Consider the following 14745-nt stretch of genomic DNA (forward strand, 5'->3'; position numbering starts at 1 on the left):
TTCCCGGCGGCGACGTTGGCGGCGACACGGCCGCAAGCGAGCCGCGGGGCCGACGCGGCCGGCTGCCGATGACGCAATTGCGGACCTACGGGCTGCTCTTCGCGCTGGCGGTGATCACGGTGTTCTTCGAAGTCGCCACCGGCGGCGTCCTGTTCCAGCCGCTGAACCTGACGAACCTCATCCTGCAGAACAGCTACGTCGTCGTGATGGCGCTCGGGATGCTGCTCGTCATCGTGGCCGGCCACATCGATCTGTCGATCGGATCCGTGGTCGGCTTCGTCGGCGCACTCGCGGCGCTGCTGATGGTCCGCTTCGGTTTCGACCCGCTCTCCGCCTCCGTGCTGTGCCTCGCGGTCGGCGCGGTCATCGGCGGATTGCAGGGCTACTTCGTGGCCTATCTCGCCATACCGAGCTTCATCGTCACCCTGTCCGGAATGATGGTGTTTCGAGGCCTGACCCAGGTGCTGCTGCAGGGCACCTCCATCGGCCCCTTTCCGGAAGTGTTCCAGCTGCTGGCCAAGGGCTTCCTCTCCAACTTCGCCGGACCTGCGACGTCCCTCCTGATCGCGCTTGTCTTCGTCGCCTCGCTGGTCGGTTTGAACTGGCGGCGGCGGCAGGCGCAGGTGAGGACCGGAGAGGCGGCGCAGAGCTTGGCGAGCTTCATCGGCCGCAACGGTGTCACCGCCGTCCTCATCCTTGCCTTCGCGTGGCAGATGAGTGCCTATCGGGGCCTGCCCAACGTCCTGCTCGTCCTGCTGGCGCTGGTGATGCTCTACGGCTTCGTCACCACGCGGACGACGATCGGGCGCCGGATCTATGCGCTGGGCGGCAATATCAAGGCGGCCCGCCTCTCCGGCATCAAGACCGAGCGCCTCACCTTCCTGACCTTTGCCAATATGGGTGCGCTCGCCGGCCTCGCCGGCATGATCTTCGTCGCCCGGCTCAACACCGCGAACTCGAAGGCCGGCGTCGGCTTGGAGCTCGACGTGATCGCGGCTTGCTTCATCGGCGGCGCCTCCGCGGCCGGCGGCATCGGCAAGGTGTCGGGCGTGGTGATCGGCGCGTTCATCATCGGCATCATGAACAACGGCATGTCGATCCTGGGAATCGGCGTCGACTGGCAGCAGGTGATCAAGGGCGTCGTACTGCTCGCCGCCGTGTGCCTGGATGTCCACAACAAGAACAACCGGCTCTGAACAGCCGGTCCGCGCCGCGACAGACCGAGACCGGACCACGTCCGCGCAAGCGGCGATCGGCCCGCGCGGGTCCGCTTCCCCCGGATCCGAATGGAACGGTGCCGATGCGCTGCCGGCGCAAGGCCCGCAGCCCCGCGGGCGCCCATGTCCCGCAGGCCAGCGCCGCCCTGCGGCTCTCGCGGCGGCGCACCGGACCCACGAAGCCGCCGCGCCTGAGCCGGGGGCTTCACCCGTCCGGCCTTCCTCGGCCCCCCGGATCGAACCGACAGGGGACGGTACTGCCGAAACGCTCAGGTCTTGCGCGCCACCGTGAAGCGGGCGGCGTCCCGCAGGATGCGCGCGCCCTCGCCCCAGGACGAGACCGCGTCCTCGCAGACGCCGACGAGGCGGTCGCATTCGGCGCGCGCGCCGTCGATGCCGAGACGATCGACCAGCGTCGCCTTGCCGGCATCCTTGTCCTTGCCGGTGGCCTTGCCCATGGCCTCCGGCGAGGCCTCCCGGTCGAGGATGTCGTCGGCGATCTGGAAGGCCTGGCCCAGGGCGAGGCCGTAGCGCAGCAGGGCGGCCCGCTGGCTCTTGTCGGCGCCGCCGACGATTGCGCCGGCTTCGACCGAGAAGGCCAGGATCGCCCCGGTCTTCATCGCCTGCATCCGCAGGGTGTCGTCCACGTCCATGTTGGCAACGCCGAACCGGCCCTCGGCGGTGAGGTCGAGAAGCTGGCCGCCGACCATGCCGCCCAGGCCCGAGGCACGGGCAAGGCCGAGGACGAGGTCGGCGCGGATCCGCGCCTCCGGCTGCCAGGTCGGATCGGCCACGATCTCGAAGGCCAAAGTCTGCAGGGCGTCGCCGACCAGGATGGCGGTGGCTTCGTCATAGGCCTTGTGCACCGTCGGTTTACCGCGGCGCATGTTGTCATCGTCCATGGCCGGCAGATCGTCGTGGACGAGACTGTAGCAATGGATCAGCTCGACCCCCGCCCCGGCGGCGAGGGCCGCAGCTTCGGATCCGCCCAGCATCCGCGCCGTCTCGATGGCGAGGAACGGCCGCAGCCGCTTGCCGCCGCCGAGCACCGCGTGGCGCATGGCCTCCATCAGGCGGGACGGCCGTGCGATCTCGCCGGGGCCGACGTCCGGTCCGAGGCGCTCGACCAGGAAGGTCTCGACCTTCCCGGCGACCTCCGTCAACCTGTGGGTAAAATCGACGGCTGGCGTGCCTGCCTTGACCGAACCGGTCGGTGCCTGCGTTGAGGGGGTCGGGGTCATCGGGCGCTACGTCCGGTCCTGGCCTTAGAAACCAATCGAGCGTCAGTTGAGCGGGAACGAACTCACGGTGGATGGGGCGGGACGCAGGCAAGAGACGGCAGGTCGTGACCTTCCGCTCGCGCGCCCGCGGCGCTCCCGCCCGGTCCGCCGGATCGTCGGGATGCTGCTCCTGCTCCCCGCGATCGGATTCGTCCTCACGCTGACGTTGGCGCTCGTCTATAGCGCGGTGATGCCGCCGTCGACCCTGATGCTCGGACGGTGGTTGACGCTTCAACCGGTGAGCCGCGATCCGGTCCCGCTCTCGGGCATCGCGCCCGTCCTGCCGCTGGCGGTGATCGCCTCCGAGGATCAGCGCTTCTGCCTCGATCACGGCGTCGATTTCGGGGCGATCCGCGACGTGGTCGACGATGAGGATTCGCCGAGCCGCGGCGCCTCGACCATCGCCATGCAGACGGTCAAGAACGTCTTCCTGTGGCCGGGCCGGTCCTACATCCGCAAGGCGGTCGAGATCCCGCTGGCGCTGGCGCTCGACACGCTCTGGGGCAAGCGCCGGATGATGGAGATCTACCTCAACGTCGCCGAGTGGGGTGACGGTATCTACGGGGCGCAGGCGGCGAGCCGGCACTGGTTCGGCAAGGACGCGAGCCGGCTGACCCGGAACGAGGCCGCCCTCCTCGCCGCCGTCCTGCCCAATCCGATCACCCGCAGCGCCGGTCGCCCCTCTCCGGGCGTGCGCCGCCGCGCAGCGCGGATCCAGGCCCTGATGGTTCAGATCGATGGGCTCACCGGCTGCGTGCGGCGATAGCGGCCCGGTCCCGGTCAGGGGCGCGATCGTCGGCTGTCCCGGGGCCGCCGCTGACGGGACGGATGCCTGGCCAACAGCGGGTGAGCTTCAGTCGTGCGGATCCGGCTGAGTCCAGAGCCCCGGACCGAGCGTTGCGGCATCGTCCGTGCCGTGCGCCCGGACAGCCGCGCCGTCCGCAATCGGCGCGAGGCCGCAATCCGGTCTTCAGCGGCGGCGGATCGAACCATAGCCGACCCCGCTTTCAATCCGGGCGCGCTGCGTGCCCGTCTGAAGTCTGAAGGGTTCGCGCCGGGCGCGTCACTTTGTGTAAAGTACGCGTTGCGGGGCGTGCCGCCCCGCTGCAGCTCGGCGCGAACGTATCCACAATCGGCCGTTGCCTTGTCGGCGAAGGGCGCTGCCTCGCGCCGCGCAACGAAATGCGTGATCGCCGTCCGACGCTCAGCTTGGCGTGAGAATTTCCCGCGTCGTACGGGTACTTCCCCGGCGTAAGCTCAAGATAAGGAATTGCTACGCCATTATATTGAGTTGATATTATGCGGCGAGCAATATGACATTGCGGCTTTAATGCAAATATTTGTATCGTAAATATCCCAAAAATCAGAAAATCTTATGCCAATCCGTGGGCAGGTTCTCGCGTTCTGTAATCGATTCGTCGCCGGCGCGCGGCTCATACCGAAACAGATCTTTCCACTGGTGCCCCTCCGGCACAATCGCCCGCGAACGCCCGATCTCCACGATATCGGCTGGATGGACGTCGGCCGGAACTGTGCCCGCTTTCACGAGGCGAACGGCGTGGCTGCGATCGCTGGTGAGGACCGTTGAGCGGATCATACGCGGAGCCGCCTTCGCAGAGTTGGGAGAGCCGCTTGGTACATCCCTCGGCCGGGCCTGCTCACTCAAAGAGCATCGGGGTCGGCAGCGGTAGCAACGGCCGAATCCGGTCTGTAAGAGGAGCGTCACCCCCTGAGGACGCGGACCCACACACGATGAGCGATGCCGTCTACGACCTGAGCCTGGAGCGCATCGCCCTGATCCGCCGGATGGTCGTTGCCTGGGATGGCGCCGAGCCCGGGGCGCCGACCGTTCACCCGGCGGCGCCCTATGGCAGCCTGGATCGCGACGGCGACATCGCCAACGTCACCGGGGACGACGAGGGCGCCGAGGAGGAGCACCGGTCGCTCGAGGACGGCCTCGCCGTCTTCGTTCAGAACGCGCAGCTGAAGCCGGGTCGATACCAGTACCACAATGGCTTGGCGAAGCTCGATCCGGGCGCGGTCGGCGACGTTTTCCGGGATGCGGCGACCGGCGAGACGCCGGACGTCATCACCTTCGCGGTGACTCCGGAGCACCTTGCCTTGATCCCACGGCTCAACGTCGGCTGGAACGCGGCGCAGGGTGTTCCGCACGTCGACCCGCAGCGGCCCTACGGCGAAGACGCCTCCTACACCGCCGCCATGACACGCCATCTCGCCGCGGTGGCCGGGGCGGCCGCGAACGACGACGACGATTCGGAGGCGCGGCTGATGCGCCTCCATCGCGAGCTGCAGCCGGCCCTGCAGATCTTCCTGCGCTACGCCGATCTCGGGCCCGGCGCCTTCCGGCGGTCGGCTGCGGGCTGGCAGCCCGCCTGACGCGCTGCGGCGTCGGCGGGCCCCGGCGAGCCTCAGCCCTCGCGCTTCTTGCGCTGTGCCAGGGTGCGCAGCCGGAGCGCGTTGAGCTTGATGAAGCCCGCCGCGTCGCGGTGGTCGTAGGCGACGGCGCCTTCCTCGAAGGTCACCAGATCCTGGTCGTAGAGCGAGTGCGGGCTCTCGCGGCCGATCACGTGGACGCCGCCCTTGTAGAGCTTCAGCCGCACCGTACCGGTGACCTTCTCCTGGCTCTTGTCGATCAGCGCCTGGAGCATCTCGCGCTCCGGCGAGAACCAGAAGCCGTTGTAGATCAGCTCCGCGTATTGCGGCATGAGCTGGTCCTTCAGGTGCGCGGCGCCGCGATCGAGGGTGATCGATTCGATGGCGCGGTGCGCCGGCAGCAGGATCGTACCGCCCGGTGTCTCGTACATGCCGCGGCTCTTCATGCCGACGAAGCGGTTCTCGACGAGGTCGAGCCGGCCGATGCCGTTGGCGCGGCCGAGTTCGTTGAGCTTCGCCAGCAGGTTCGCGGGCGACAGCGCCTCCCCGTCGATCGAGACCGCGTCGCCGCGCTCGAAGCCGATCGTGACGACGGTCGGCTGGTCGGGGGCCTCCTCGGGGGAGAGAGTGCGCGAGTAGACGTAGTCCGGCACCTCGATCGCCGGATCCTCCAGCACCTTGCCTTCGGATGAGGCGTGCAGGAGGTTCGCGTCCACCGAGAAGGGGCTCTCGCCGCGCTTGTCCTTGGCAATCGGGATCTGGTGCTGCTCGGCGAAAGCGATGAGCTGCTCACGGGAGCGCAGGTCCCACTCGCGCCAGGGCGCGATCACCGTCACATCCGGCTTCAGGGCGTAATAGCCGAGTTCGAAGCGGACCTGATCGTTCCCCTTCCCGGTCGCTCCGTGGCAGACCGCGTCGGCCCCGACCCTCTCGGCGATCTCGATCTGCTTCTTGGCGATCAGCGGCCGGGCGATCGAAGTGCCGAGCAGGTAGACGCCCTCGTAGACGGCGTTCGCCCGGAACATCGGGAAGACGTAATCGCGGACGAACTCCTCGCGCAGATCCTCGATGAAGATGTTCTCGGGCTTGATGCCCAGCAGCTCGGCCTTGCGGCGGGCCGGCTCCAGCTCCTCCCCCTGGCCGAGATCGGCCGTGAAGGTCACGACCTCGCAGCCGTAGGTGGTCTGCAGCCACTTCAGGATGATCGATGTGTCGAGGCCGCCGGAATAGGCCAGCACGACCTTCTTCACGGGGCTCTTCGCGGGAACGGACATGCGACTTCCGGAACTGAGGCGGGGCGTCAGCGGCTTATCGCGGGTGTCACCGGCCTGCAACCGGCGCGCCGTCTCGCGCGTAGCTCTGATGGCGAGAGATCGGCTGCGTTTCGCCTCACGGTGGCCTTGCGGCCGTGCGAGAAATGGCGCGGGCGTTGCCAGTCGTCATCGCCGCAAGAGTGCATCGGAGAAGCGAAGTCTATGGCGCGCCAGCCAATTTTGGAGTTCTGGTACGAATTCGCCTCCACCTACTCCTACCTCGCCGCGATGCGCGTCGAGGCGGCGGCGTCCGAGGCGGGCGTGGCGATCCGGTGGCGCCCGTTCCTGGTCGGGCCGCTCTTCGCGGCGCAGGGCTGGACGACCTCGCCCTTCAATCTCTACCCGGCCAAGGGCAAGAACATGTGGCGGGACGTCGAGCGCGAAGCTGCACGGCTCGGCCTGCCGCCGGTGACGCGCCCCGCGCAGTTTCCGCAGAACAGCCTCAGTGCCGTGCGGGTGGCGATCCTGGGCCAGGACCAGGACTGGCTCGTGCCGTTCTCGAAGGCGGTGTTCACCGCGAGTTTCGCCGAGGGCCGCTCGATCGCGGAGCCCGCGGCCGTGGCCCAGATCGTCGATTCGCTCGGGCTCGACGGGACCCAGACCGTGCGCGCCGCCGCCGCGGAGGCCAACAAGACGAAGCTGCGGGTCAGCGTCGAGGAGGCGCGGTCCCGTGGGATCTACGGGGCGCCCACGTTCCTGGCCGATGATGGCGAGTTGTTCTGGGGCAATGACCGCCTGGAGCAGGCGCTGGCCTGGGCGACCGGCGACCGGCCGAAGGGGCTGCGGTAGCGCCACCGTCACGCCGATACGCCATCAAACCGACTCGCCTCCCTGGTTCTGGTCCGGCTCCGCTTCGGCGCGACCGGAGCGGGACCCCGATGCTCTGGACGTGTCCCATGCCTGTTTCCCGTCGCCTGATCCTCGCCGCCGCCGGCATCCTGCTGGGTTCGGGTTTCGGGCGGGCGGCTGCGCAATCCTATGGCCAGCGCGTCGCGGTCACGGGCGATGACGGCAAGGCGGTGGCGAACTCGATCCTGCCGGGCGAGATCACCGGGCAGATTCCGGCCTTGCGCGGGGTCACCTACGTGGGACCGCGGGACGCCGCGACCACGCTCTACGAATTCTTCGACTTCAACTGCCCGTATTGCCGGAAGGCCGCCGCCGACGTGGTCGCTCTGCATGCCGACGACGCGGACCTGCGCATCGGGCTTGTCCACAACCCGATCCTGTCGCCGCAATCGGCTCAGGCAGCCAAAGTGATGCTGGCCGTGCAGCGCAAGCTCGGCTCGGACGCCGCCTGGCGCTTCTATCAGACGCTGCTCGGCAAGCCCGGCCGCATCGACGGGCCCGGGGCGCTCGCCGCCGCGGCCGCGCTGGGGATCCCGCAAGCGGAGGTCGAGGCGATCGCCGACAGCGAGGAGGTGCGCGCGGCGCTCAAGAGCCAGATGCGCATGGCGGCGGATCTCGGCCTCTACGCGACGCCTTCCTACGTGCTCGGCAACAACGGCATCCTCGGCCATCCGGGCGCGCGCGCCATGGCGCAGATGATCGCGAGCGTCCGGCGCTGCGACCGGCTCGCCTGCTGAGGCAGCTCCGGCGTCACACTTCCGCCGTCGTCACGCGCTGCGCGGTGCGCCTGCCGTGTTGCGTGCGGCCATGCTGGCATGCTAGGCGGTCGCCGCGCCGCGAGGACAGGTCTTGACCCTGTCCGTTGCCGGCACGATCCCACGTCCCGAACGGTCACGCACCGCGCTCCTGCCGGAGCGCGCGGAGCGGGCGGGCAACCAGAGAAGAGAGCGACGGGTGGCGCAGAACGGTTCCGAGGCTGGTCCCCTGGTCGCAGGCGTGGCGGGCCGGTACGCTTCCGCCCTGTTCGAGCTCGCGCGCGACGAGCGCCAGGTCGACGCGGTCGCCCAATCCCTCAACCAATTCGACACGCTGCTGAAGGAGAGCGCGGATCTCCGCCGCCTCATCCGCAGCCCGGTCTTCAGCGCCGAGGAGCAGGCAGCCGCCATCGGCGCCGTGCTCGACAAGGCGGAAATCGGCGGTCTCGCCGGCAACTTCATCCGCCTCGCGGCCGCGAACCGGCGGCTCTTCGCCCTCCCGGACATGATCAGCGCCTTCCGGAGCCTGGTTCAGGATTCGAAGGGGATCGTCCGCGCTCAGGTGCGGGTGGCCGAGAAGCCCTCCGACGCGGTGATCGAGGAGATCAAGGCGTCGCTGCGCGACATCGCGAAGGCCGAGGTCGACGTCGATCTCGTGGTCGATCCCAGCCTGATCGGCGGCCTCGTCGTGAAGATGGGCTCGCGCATGGTCGACGCCTCCCTCAAGACCAAGCTCAACGGTATCCGCCTCGCGATGCGGGCCGCGCGCTAAGCGCCCCCATCCGATCCGAACACGCATAGACGCATCAGCGACAGAGGCCCGAGTATGGACATCCGCGCCGCCGAGATCTCCGCGATCCTGAAAGAGCAGATCAAGAACTTCGGCGAGGAAGCCGAGGTCTCCGAGGTCGGGCAGGTCCTGTCCGTCGGCGACGGCATCGCCCGCGCCTACGGTCTCGACAACGTCCAGGCCGGCGAGATGGTCGAGTTCGAGTCGGGCGTGCGCGGCATGGCCCTGAACCTCGAGCAGGACAACGTCGGCATCGTGATCTTCGGCTCCGACCGCGAGATCAAGGAAGGCCAGACCGTCAAGCGGACTGGCGCCATCGTGGACGTGCCGGTGGGCAAGGGCCTGCTCGGCCGCGTGGTCGACGCCCTCGGTAACCCGATCGACGGCAAGGGCCCGATCGTCTCCACCGAGCGTCGCCGCGTCGACGTGAAGGCTCCGGGCATCATCCCGCGCAAGTCGGTGCACGAGCCGATGGCCACGGGCCTGAAGGCGATTGACGCCCTGATCCCGGTGGGCCGCGGCCAGCGCGAGCTGATCATCGGCGACCGCCAGACCGGCAAGACCGCCATCGCCCTGGACACGATCCTGAACCAGAAGCCCGGCCATGCCGCCGGCGGCGACGAGAAGGCCAAGCTCTTCTGCATCTACGTCGCCATCGGCCAGAAGCGCTCGACGGTGGCCCAGTTCGTGAAGGTGCTGGAGGACCAGGGTGCCCTGGAATACTCCATCGTCATCGCAGCCACGGCGTCCGATGCGGCCCCGATGCAGTTCATCGCGCCGTTCGCCGGCTGCGCCATGGGCGAGTACTTCCGCGACAACGGCATGCACGCCGTGATCGTGTATGACGATCTCTCCAAGCAGGCCGTGGCCTACCGCCAGATGTCGCTGCTGCTCCGCCGCCCGCCGGGCCGCGAGGCCTATCCGGGCGACGTGTTCTACCTCCACAGCCGCCTGCTGGAGCGCGCCGCCAAGATGGGCGACGCCGCCGGCAACGGCTCGCTGACCGCGCTGCCGGTCATCGAGACCCAGGCCAACGACGTGTCGGCCTACATCCCGACCAACGTGATCTCGATCACCGACGGCCAGATCTTCCTCGAGACCGACCTGTTCTACCAGGGCATCCGCCCGGCGGTGAACGTGGGCCTCTCGGTGTCGCGGGTGGGCTCCTCGGCCCAGACCAAGGCGATGAAGAAGGTCGCCGGCAAGATCAAGGGCGAGCTCGCGCAGTACCGCGAGATGGCCGCCTTCGCGCAGTTCGGCTCCGATCTCGACGCCTCCACCCAGGCGCTCCTGAACCGCGGCTCGCGGCTCACCGAGCTCCTGAAGCAGCCGCAGTTCTCGCCGCTGAAGATGGAAGAGCAGGTCGCGGTGATCTACGCCGGCGTGAACGGCTATCTGGACAAGATGCCGGTCAGCAAGGTCCGCCCGTTCGAGGACGCGCTGCTCAGCACGCTCCGCTCGAAGCACAAGGACCTGCTCGACTCCATCGCCGCCTCCAAGGACCTGTCGGACGAGAACGCCGGCAAGCTGAAAAGCGTCGTCGAGAGCGTCGCCAAGTCGATCGGCTGATGTGAGGCCCCTCCCCGCGGGGAGGGATCTTGGGTGGTGCAGGGGATTGTGATCCGCGCTGCACCGCCCGAACTTCCGGCTCCTTCCCGCCGAGGGAAGGAGAGGCCCATAGAACGGACCTGGACCTCACCCGATGGCGAGTTTGAAGGACCTGCGCAACCGCATCACCTCGGTGAAGGCGACGCAGAAGATCACCAAGGCCATGCAGATGGTCGCCGCCGCCAAGCTGCGCCGTGCGCAGATGGCCGCCGAGGCGGGCCGTCCCTATGCCGAGAAGATGTCGGCCGTGCTCGGCAATCTCGCGGGTAACCTCGTCGGCGGCGTCGGCGCCCCGCGGCTCCTGTCCGGGACCGGCTCCGAGCAGACGCACCTGCTCGTCGTGTGCACGGGCGACCGCGGCCTCGCCGGCGCCTTCAACTCGTCGATCGTCCGCCTCGCGGTGCGCGAATACGCGCAGAAGCTCGCCGCCGAGGGCAAGACCGTCAAGATCATGACGGTCGGCAAGAAGGGCCTCGACGCGCTGCGGCGGCAGTACCGCGACCAGATCGTCGAGAGCATGGACATCCGTGGCAATCGCCCGGTGGATTACGAGTTCGCGGCCGGGATCGCCGACAAGATCCTGACCCGCTTCGAGAACGGCGAGTTCGACGTCGCGACCCTGTTCTACTCCGAGTTCCGCTCGGTCATCTCGCAGATCCCGACCGCGCAGCGCCTGATCCCCGCGGAGCTGCCCGCGGTCGACACGACCGCGAAGGCTGCGGCCGGCAACGCCGCGCTGGAGTTCGAGCCCTCCGAGGAGGCGATCCTCGAGACGCTGTTGCCGAAGAACCTGACGGTGCAGATCTACCGGGCGCTCCTGGAGAACGCCGCCTCCGAGCAGGGCGCGCGCATGAGCGCCATGGATTCGGCCACCCGCAACGCGGGCGAGATGATCAAGAAGCAGACGCTGATCTACAACCGGACGCGTCAGGCCATGATCACCAAGGAACTCATCGAGATCATCTCGGGTGCGGAAGCCCTCTGAGGCTCCGCCACCTGAACGCACAGCTTGAAGGGTAGGTTAACGATGGCGAACACCGCACTCCCCGGCGCCGGCTCCAACAAGGTCGGCAAGATCACCCAGGTTATCGGCCCCGTGGTCGACGTGCAGTTCGAGGGCCACCTGCCCGAGATCCTGAACGCCCTCGAGACCAAGAACAACGGCGCCCGCCTCGTCCTCGAGGTCGCCCAGCAGCTCGGCGAGCACACTGTCCGCTGCATCGCCATGGACACGTCCGAGGGCCTGACCCGCGGTCAGGAATGCACGGACACCGGCGAGCCGATCAAGGTTCCGGTGGGCATGAACACGCTCGGCCGCATCATGAACGTCATCGGCGAGCCGATCGACGAGGCCGGTCCGGTCCAGGCCGACACCTACCGCGCCATCCACCAGCCGGCCCCCTCCTATGCCGAGCAGTCGACCGAGGCGCAGATCCTCGTCACCGGCATCAAGGTGGTGGACCTGCTCGCCCCCTACGCGAAGGGCGGCAAGATCGGCCTGTTCGGCGGCGCCGGCGTCGGCAAGACCGTGCTGATCATGGAGCTGATCAACAACATCGCCAAAGTGCACTCGGGCTACTCGGTGTTCGCCGGCGTGGGTGAGCGCACCCGCGAGGGCAACGATCTCTATCACGAGATGATCGAGTCCAAGGTGAACGTGGACCCGAAGGAGCATGGCTCCGCCGAGGGCTCCAAGTGCGCCCTGGTCTATGGCCAGATGAACGAGTCGCCCGGCGCCCGGTCGCGCGTCGCCCTGACCGGCCTGACCATCGCCGAGCAGTTCCGCGACGACGGCCAGGACGTGCTGTTCTTCGTCGACAACATCTTCCGCTTCACGCAGGCGGGCTCCGAGGTGTCGGCGCTTCTCGGCCGCATCCCGTCGGCGGTGGGCTACCAGCCGACGCTGGCCACCGACATGGGCGCCCTGCAGGAGCGCATCACCACCACGACCAAGGGCTCGATCACCTCGGTGCAGGCCATCTACGTGCCGGCCGACGATCTGACCGACCCGGCGCCCGCCGCCTCGTTCGCCCACCTCGACGCCACGACCGTGCTGTCGCGCTCGATCGCTGAGAAGGGCATCTATCCGGCGGTGGACCCGCTGGACTCGACCTCGCGCATGCTGTCGCCGACCATCCTCGGCGAGGAACACTATGACGTCGCCCGCCGGGTGCAGCAGACCCTGCAGCGCTACAAGGCCCTCCAGGACATCATCGCGATCCTGGGCATGGACGAGCTGTCCGAGGAGGACAAGCTGACCGTGGCCCGCGCCCGCAAGATCGAGCGCTTCTTCTCGCAGCCCTTCTCGGTGGCCGAGGTGTTCACCGGCTCGCCGGGCAAGCAGGTCGCCCTCGAGGACACCATCAAGGGCTTCAAGGGCTTGGTGAACGGCGACTACGACGACCTCCCGGAGGCGGCCTTCTACATGGTCGGCACCATCGAGGAGGCCCAGGAGAAGGCCAAGAAGATGAAGGCCGCGTAAGACGACGCCCTCCCCTCCCCCTCGCGGGGAGGGATCGGGGGTGGGGATGGTGCAGGCGAAGCCGCTGCGCTCCATCCTGAACCACCCCCACCTCCAACTCCTCCCCGCACGGGGAGGAGAGCTTGTTGCGGATCCGGGATCGTCCTGAGATGGCCACCTTCCACTTCGATTTCGTCGGCCCCGAGCGGACGCTGTATTCCGGCGAGGTGAGCGCCGTGCAGTTGCCCGGCGTCGAGGGCGAGATGACGGTGCTGCCGGGCCACGCGCCCGTGCTGACCTCCCTGCGGGTCGGCGTCATCGTGGTCACCGAGAGCCAGGGCAGCGGCAAGCGGATCTACGTTCGCGGCGGCTTCGCCGATATCGGCCCGACGGCCGTGACCGTGCTCGCCGAGCGTGCTGCGCCGATCGAGGAGCTGACGCACGAATCCCTCGACCGCGACATCGAGGCCATCGAGATGCAGCGTGACGCCACCGAGGACCTGCAGAAGCGCGAGGAGCTGAACGGCCAGATCGTCCAGCTCCAGGAGACCAAGGCGCTCCTGAAGCTCTGAGCCTCGTTCAGCGGGCGCCCTCCAGCGCCCGCGCCAGGAGGTCGGCCCGCGCCTCGGCATCCGTCGGGCAGCCCAACTCCAGCCAGACTTTCCGCGCCGTGGCCAGCCCACGCCCGATCCCGGGACCCGGCGCCACGCCGGCCGCGACCAGATCCGCCCCCGCCAGGGGAAAGGCCGGCGACGCCCCCTCCCCCTTGAGGGTTTCAAAGGCGCTGATCGCCGTCTCTGTTACGGCAGGCCTCGGCTCTCCCGCCAGGATCGCCAGCACGTCTGCCAGCCGCGACAGGCCGTGCCCGGCCGCAAGCGCCCGCGCCGCGACCCCATCCAGCACCGCACGTCCGTGGAGATCGGCCAGCGCTTCCGCGTAGCCGATGAGCTGTCCGTGCTCGCTCTTCGAGAGACGCAGCCGCTCGCGCAGCCGATCCGCGTCGTGCCGAGCCCCGACCGAGAGGGCCGCGAGGCGCATCACCGGAGACAATCCCGCAGCGGCGGCGCGCTCCAGCCGCCCGAGTTCACCGACGCCGCCGGTGATCCGCTGCAGCAGGCCGGTCGCACTCAGCGTGGCCACCATGGCCGGACCGCCGGAGGCCGCCAGCAGCTTCAGGAACTCCGCGCGCACGCGCTCGCGGGAGAGCCGGTCCAGACTGTCCCGCGCGGCCACACAGGCGGCGAGCGCCGCCGCATCGGGCGCCCCGGCGCCGAAACGCGCCTGGAACCGGAAGAAGCGCAGGATCCGCAGGGCGTCCTCGCGAATGCGGGTCGCCGGATCGCCGATGAAGCGCACCCGCCCGGCTTCGAGATCGGGCAGCCCGCCCACCGGATCGTGCGGCGTTCCGTCCGCACCGAGCGAGAGCGCGTTGATCGTGAAGTCCCGGCGCTCGGCATCGCGGAGGAAGTCCGTGCCGAAGCGGACGACGGCGTACCGTCCGTCGGTCTCGACGTCCTCGCGCAGGGTCGTGACCTCGATGGGCCCGTCTTCGGTCACCAGGGTGATCGTCCCGTGCTCGATCCCGGTCGGCACCGCCTTGAGGCCGCGCGTCCGCTGCGCCGCATGCATCACCGCCTCGGGCAGCAGGGTGGTCGCCATATCAATGTCGGCGGTCTGCACGCCGAGCAGCGCGTCGCGCACGCAGCCGCCGACCAGGCGGGTCTCGGCACCGGGGGCATCCAGGGCCGCGAGCACGCGGCGCACGCCCGGACGGTCGAGCAGGGCCATGAGACCGGCTTGGTCGAGCGCGCGGTTCACCGGAATCCACCGGGCACGAGGCGGCCGTTCTCCATGTGGGTGGGTACGTAGCCCGCCGGGCGACGCTCGGAGAACAACCCCTCGTAGACGAGCGTGCCGATCACCACCGCCAGCCCGGCGAGGACGAGGCGGAACAGGTGCGGGTCCCAGTGCACCCGGCGCAGAGGGTTGCGGCCGGACAGCAGCAGGTAGACCAGGAAGAGGGCGAAGGGGACGAGGAAGAGGCCAAACTCTTCGAGGACGCGGCGCAGCATGCCTGG

15 protein-coding genes are annotated in these 14745 nt (G+C 68.7%); 10 read left to right on the plus strand and 5 right to left on the minus strand.

Annotated elements, in window-relative coordinates; genetic code table 11:
* The first annotated feature begins 68 nt into the window (after positions 1 to 68).
* Positions 69 to 1196: a multiple monosaccharide ABC transporter permease gene (gene mmsB, locus PQI07_RS37120; RefSeq protein ID WP_274929374.1), complete on the plus strand. Its 1128-nt coding sequence runs from the start codon at positions 69 to 71 to the stop codon at positions 1194 to 1196.
* 290 nt (positions 1197 to 1486) lie between these two features.
* Here mmsB and PQI07_RS37125 read toward each other — a convergent pair whose 3' ends face one another.
* On the minus strand, positions 1487 to 2458 hold the full coding sequence (locus tag PQI07_RS37125; protein WP_274929362.1) for a polyprenyl synthetase family protein: 972 nt from the start codon (positions 2456 to 2458) through the stop codon (positions 1487 to 1489).
* 160 nt (positions 2459 to 2618) lie between these two features.
* Here PQI07_RS37125 and mtgA point away from each other — a divergent pair, with 160 nt between their 5' ends.
* The gene (gene mtgA / locus PQI07_RS37130; RefSeq protein ID WP_053609991.1) at positions 2619 to 3263 is read left to right on the plus strand and encodes a monofunctional biosynthetic peptidoglycan transglycosylase; all 645 of its coding nucleotides are present in this window, start codon (positions 2619 to 2621) and stop codon (positions 3261 to 3263) included.
* A 597-nt stretch (positions 3264 to 3860) separates the two neighbouring features.
* Here mtgA and PQI07_RS37135 read toward each other — a convergent pair.
* On the minus strand, positions 3861 to 4094 hold the full coding sequence (locus PQI07_RS37135; RefSeq protein WP_075379630.1) for a hypothetical protein: 234 nt from the start codon (positions 4092 to 4094) through the stop codon (positions 3861 to 3863).
* 155 nt (positions 4095 to 4249) lie between these two features.
* On the opposite strand from PQI07_RS37135, the gene PQI07_RS37140 reads away from it, so the two are divergent.
* Positions 4250 to 4894 carry a hypothetical protein gene (locus tag PQI07_RS37140; protein ID WP_274929363.1) on the plus strand — a complete coding sequence of 215 codons (645 nt, stop codon included), beginning with the start codon at positions 4250 to 4252 and terminating at the stop codon, positions 4892 to 4894.
* A 32-nt stretch (positions 4895 to 4926) separates the two neighbouring features.
* Here PQI07_RS37140 and PQI07_RS37145 read toward each other — a convergent pair whose 3' ends face one another.
* Positions 4927 to 6165 (minus strand): argininosuccinate synthase, encoded by a 1239-nt coding sequence (locus PQI07_RS37145; RefSeq protein WP_043356498.1) that lies wholly within the window; start codon positions 6163 to 6165, stop codon positions 4927 to 4929.
* A gap of 201 nt (positions 6166 to 6366) precedes the next feature.
* Between PQI07_RS37145 and PQI07_RS37150 the strand changes: the two genes are divergently transcribed.
* From PQI07_RS37150 to PQI07_RS37180, 7 genes are all read left to right on the plus strand, one after another.
* Positions 6367 to 6993: a 2-hydroxychromene-2-carboxylate isomerase gene (locus tag PQI07_RS37150; RefSeq protein WP_043383327.1), complete on the plus strand. Its 627-nt coding sequence runs from the start codon at positions 6367 to 6369 to the stop codon at positions 6991 to 6993.
* Positions 6994 to 7100: 107 nt separating this feature from the next.
* Entirely contained in the window at positions 7101 to 7790 is a 690-nt protein-coding gene (locus tag PQI07_RS37155) for a DsbA family protein (RefSeq protein ID WP_274929364.1), read from the plus strand.
* 217 nt (positions 7791 to 8007) lie between these two features.
* Positions 8008 to 8580, plus strand: a complete 573-nt coding sequence (locus tag PQI07_RS37160) for a F0F1 ATP synthase subunit delta (RefSeq protein ID WP_043755699.1) — start codon at positions 8008 to 8010, stop codon at positions 8578 to 8580.
* 54 nt (positions 8581 to 8634) lie between these two features.
* Complete coding sequence (gene atpA / locus PQI07_RS37165) at positions 8635 to 10167, plus strand: F0F1 ATP synthase subunit alpha (RefSeq protein ID WP_043383323.1); 1533 nt, start codon at positions 8635 to 8637, stop codon at positions 10165 to 10167.
* Positions 10168 to 10300: 133 nt separating this feature from the next.
* Complete coding sequence (locus PQI07_RS37170; RefSeq protein ID WP_043351709.1) at positions 10301 to 11191, plus strand: F0F1 ATP synthase subunit gamma; 891 nt, start codon at positions 10301 to 10303, stop codon at positions 11189 to 11191.
* 42 nt (positions 11192 to 11233) lie between these two features.
* Positions 11234 to 12688, plus strand: a complete 1455-nt coding sequence (gene atpD / locus PQI07_RS37175) for a F0F1 ATP synthase subunit beta (RefSeq protein WP_043383320.1) — start codon at positions 11234 to 11236, stop codon at positions 12686 to 12688.
* Between the two features lie 149 nt (positions 12689 to 12837).
* Positions 12838 to 13239: a F0F1 ATP synthase subunit epsilon gene (locus PQI07_RS37180; RefSeq protein ID WP_043383318.1), complete on the plus strand. Its 402-nt coding sequence runs from the start codon at positions 12838 to 12840 to the stop codon at positions 13237 to 13239.
* Positions 13240 to 13246: 7 nt separating this feature from the next.
* On the opposite strand, the gene PQI07_RS37185 is transcribed toward PQI07_RS37180, so the two are convergent.
* Positions 13247 to 14485: a CCA tRNA nucleotidyltransferase gene (locus tag PQI07_RS37185; protein WP_274929365.1), complete on the minus strand. Its 1239-nt coding sequence runs from the start codon at positions 14483 to 14485 to the stop codon at positions 13247 to 13249.
* Positions 14482 to 14739 (minus strand): DUF6111 family protein, encoded by a 258-nt coding sequence (locus PQI07_RS37190; protein WP_043755696.1) that lies wholly within the window; start codon positions 14737 to 14739, stop codon positions 14482 to 14484. Before PQI07_RS37190 ends, PQI07_RS37185 begins: the two co-directional genes overlap by 4 nt.
* Between the last annotated feature and the right edge of the window lie 6 nt (positions 14740 to 14745).

The sequence above is a fragment of the Methylobacterium sp. 092160098-2 genome (assembly GCF_028920805.1).
Taxonomy (GTDB): domain Bacteria; phylum Pseudomonadota; class Alphaproteobacteria; order Rhizobiales; family Beijerinckiaceae; genus Methylobacterium; species Methylobacterium fujisawaense.

Excerpts from the sequence above, each read along its gene's own strand:
- mmsB (WP_274929374.1), top strand. The coding sequence starts at position 69 with ATGACGCAATTGCGGACCTACGGGCTGCTCTTCGCGCTGGCGGTGATC.
- PQI07_RS37125 (WP_274929362.1), bottom strand. The coding sequence starts at position 2,458 with ATGACCCCGACCCCCTCAACGCAGGCACCGACCGGTTCGGTCAAGGCA.
- mtgA (WP_053609991.1), top strand. The coding sequence starts at position 2,619 with ATGCTGCTCCTGCTCCCCGCGATCGGATTCGTCCTCACGCTGACGTTG.
- PQI07_RS37135 (WP_075379630.1), bottom strand. The coding sequence starts at position 4,094 with ATGATCCGCTCAACGGTCCTCACCAGCGATCGCAGCCACGCCGTTCGC.
- PQI07_RS37140 (WP_274929363.1), top strand. The coding sequence starts at position 4,250 with ATGAGCGATGCCGTCTACGACCTGAGCCTGGAGCGCATCGCCCTGATC.
- PQI07_RS37145 (WP_043356498.1), bottom strand. The coding sequence starts at position 6,165 with ATGTCCGTTCCCGCGAAGAGCCCCGTGAAGAAGGTCGTGCTGGCCTAT.
- PQI07_RS37150 (WP_043383327.1), top strand. The coding sequence starts at position 6,367 with ATGGCGCGCCAGCCAATTTTGGAGTTCTGGTACGAATTCGCCTCCACC.
- PQI07_RS37155 (WP_274929364.1), top strand. The coding sequence starts at position 7,101 with ATGCCTGTTTCCCGTCGCCTGATCCTCGCCGCCGCCGGCATCCTGCTG.
- atpA (WP_043383323.1), top strand. The coding sequence starts at position 8,635 with ATGGACATCCGCGCCGCCGAGATCTCCGCGATCCTGAAAGAGCAGATC.
- PQI07_RS37170 (WP_043351709.1), top strand. The coding sequence starts at position 10,301 with ATGGCGAGTTTGAAGGACCTGCGCAACCGCATCACCTCGGTGAAGGCG.
- atpD (WP_043383320.1), top strand. The coding sequence starts at position 11,234 with ATGGCGAACACCGCACTCCCCGGCGCCGGCTCCAACAAGGTCGGCAAG.
- PQI07_RS37180 (WP_043383318.1), top strand. The coding sequence starts at position 12,838 with ATGGCCACCTTCCACTTCGATTTCGTCGGCCCCGAGCGGACGCTGTAT.
- PQI07_RS37190 (WP_043755696.1), bottom strand. The coding sequence starts at position 14,739 with ATGCTGCGCCGCGTCCTCGAAGAGTTTGGCCTCTTCCTCGTCCCCTTC.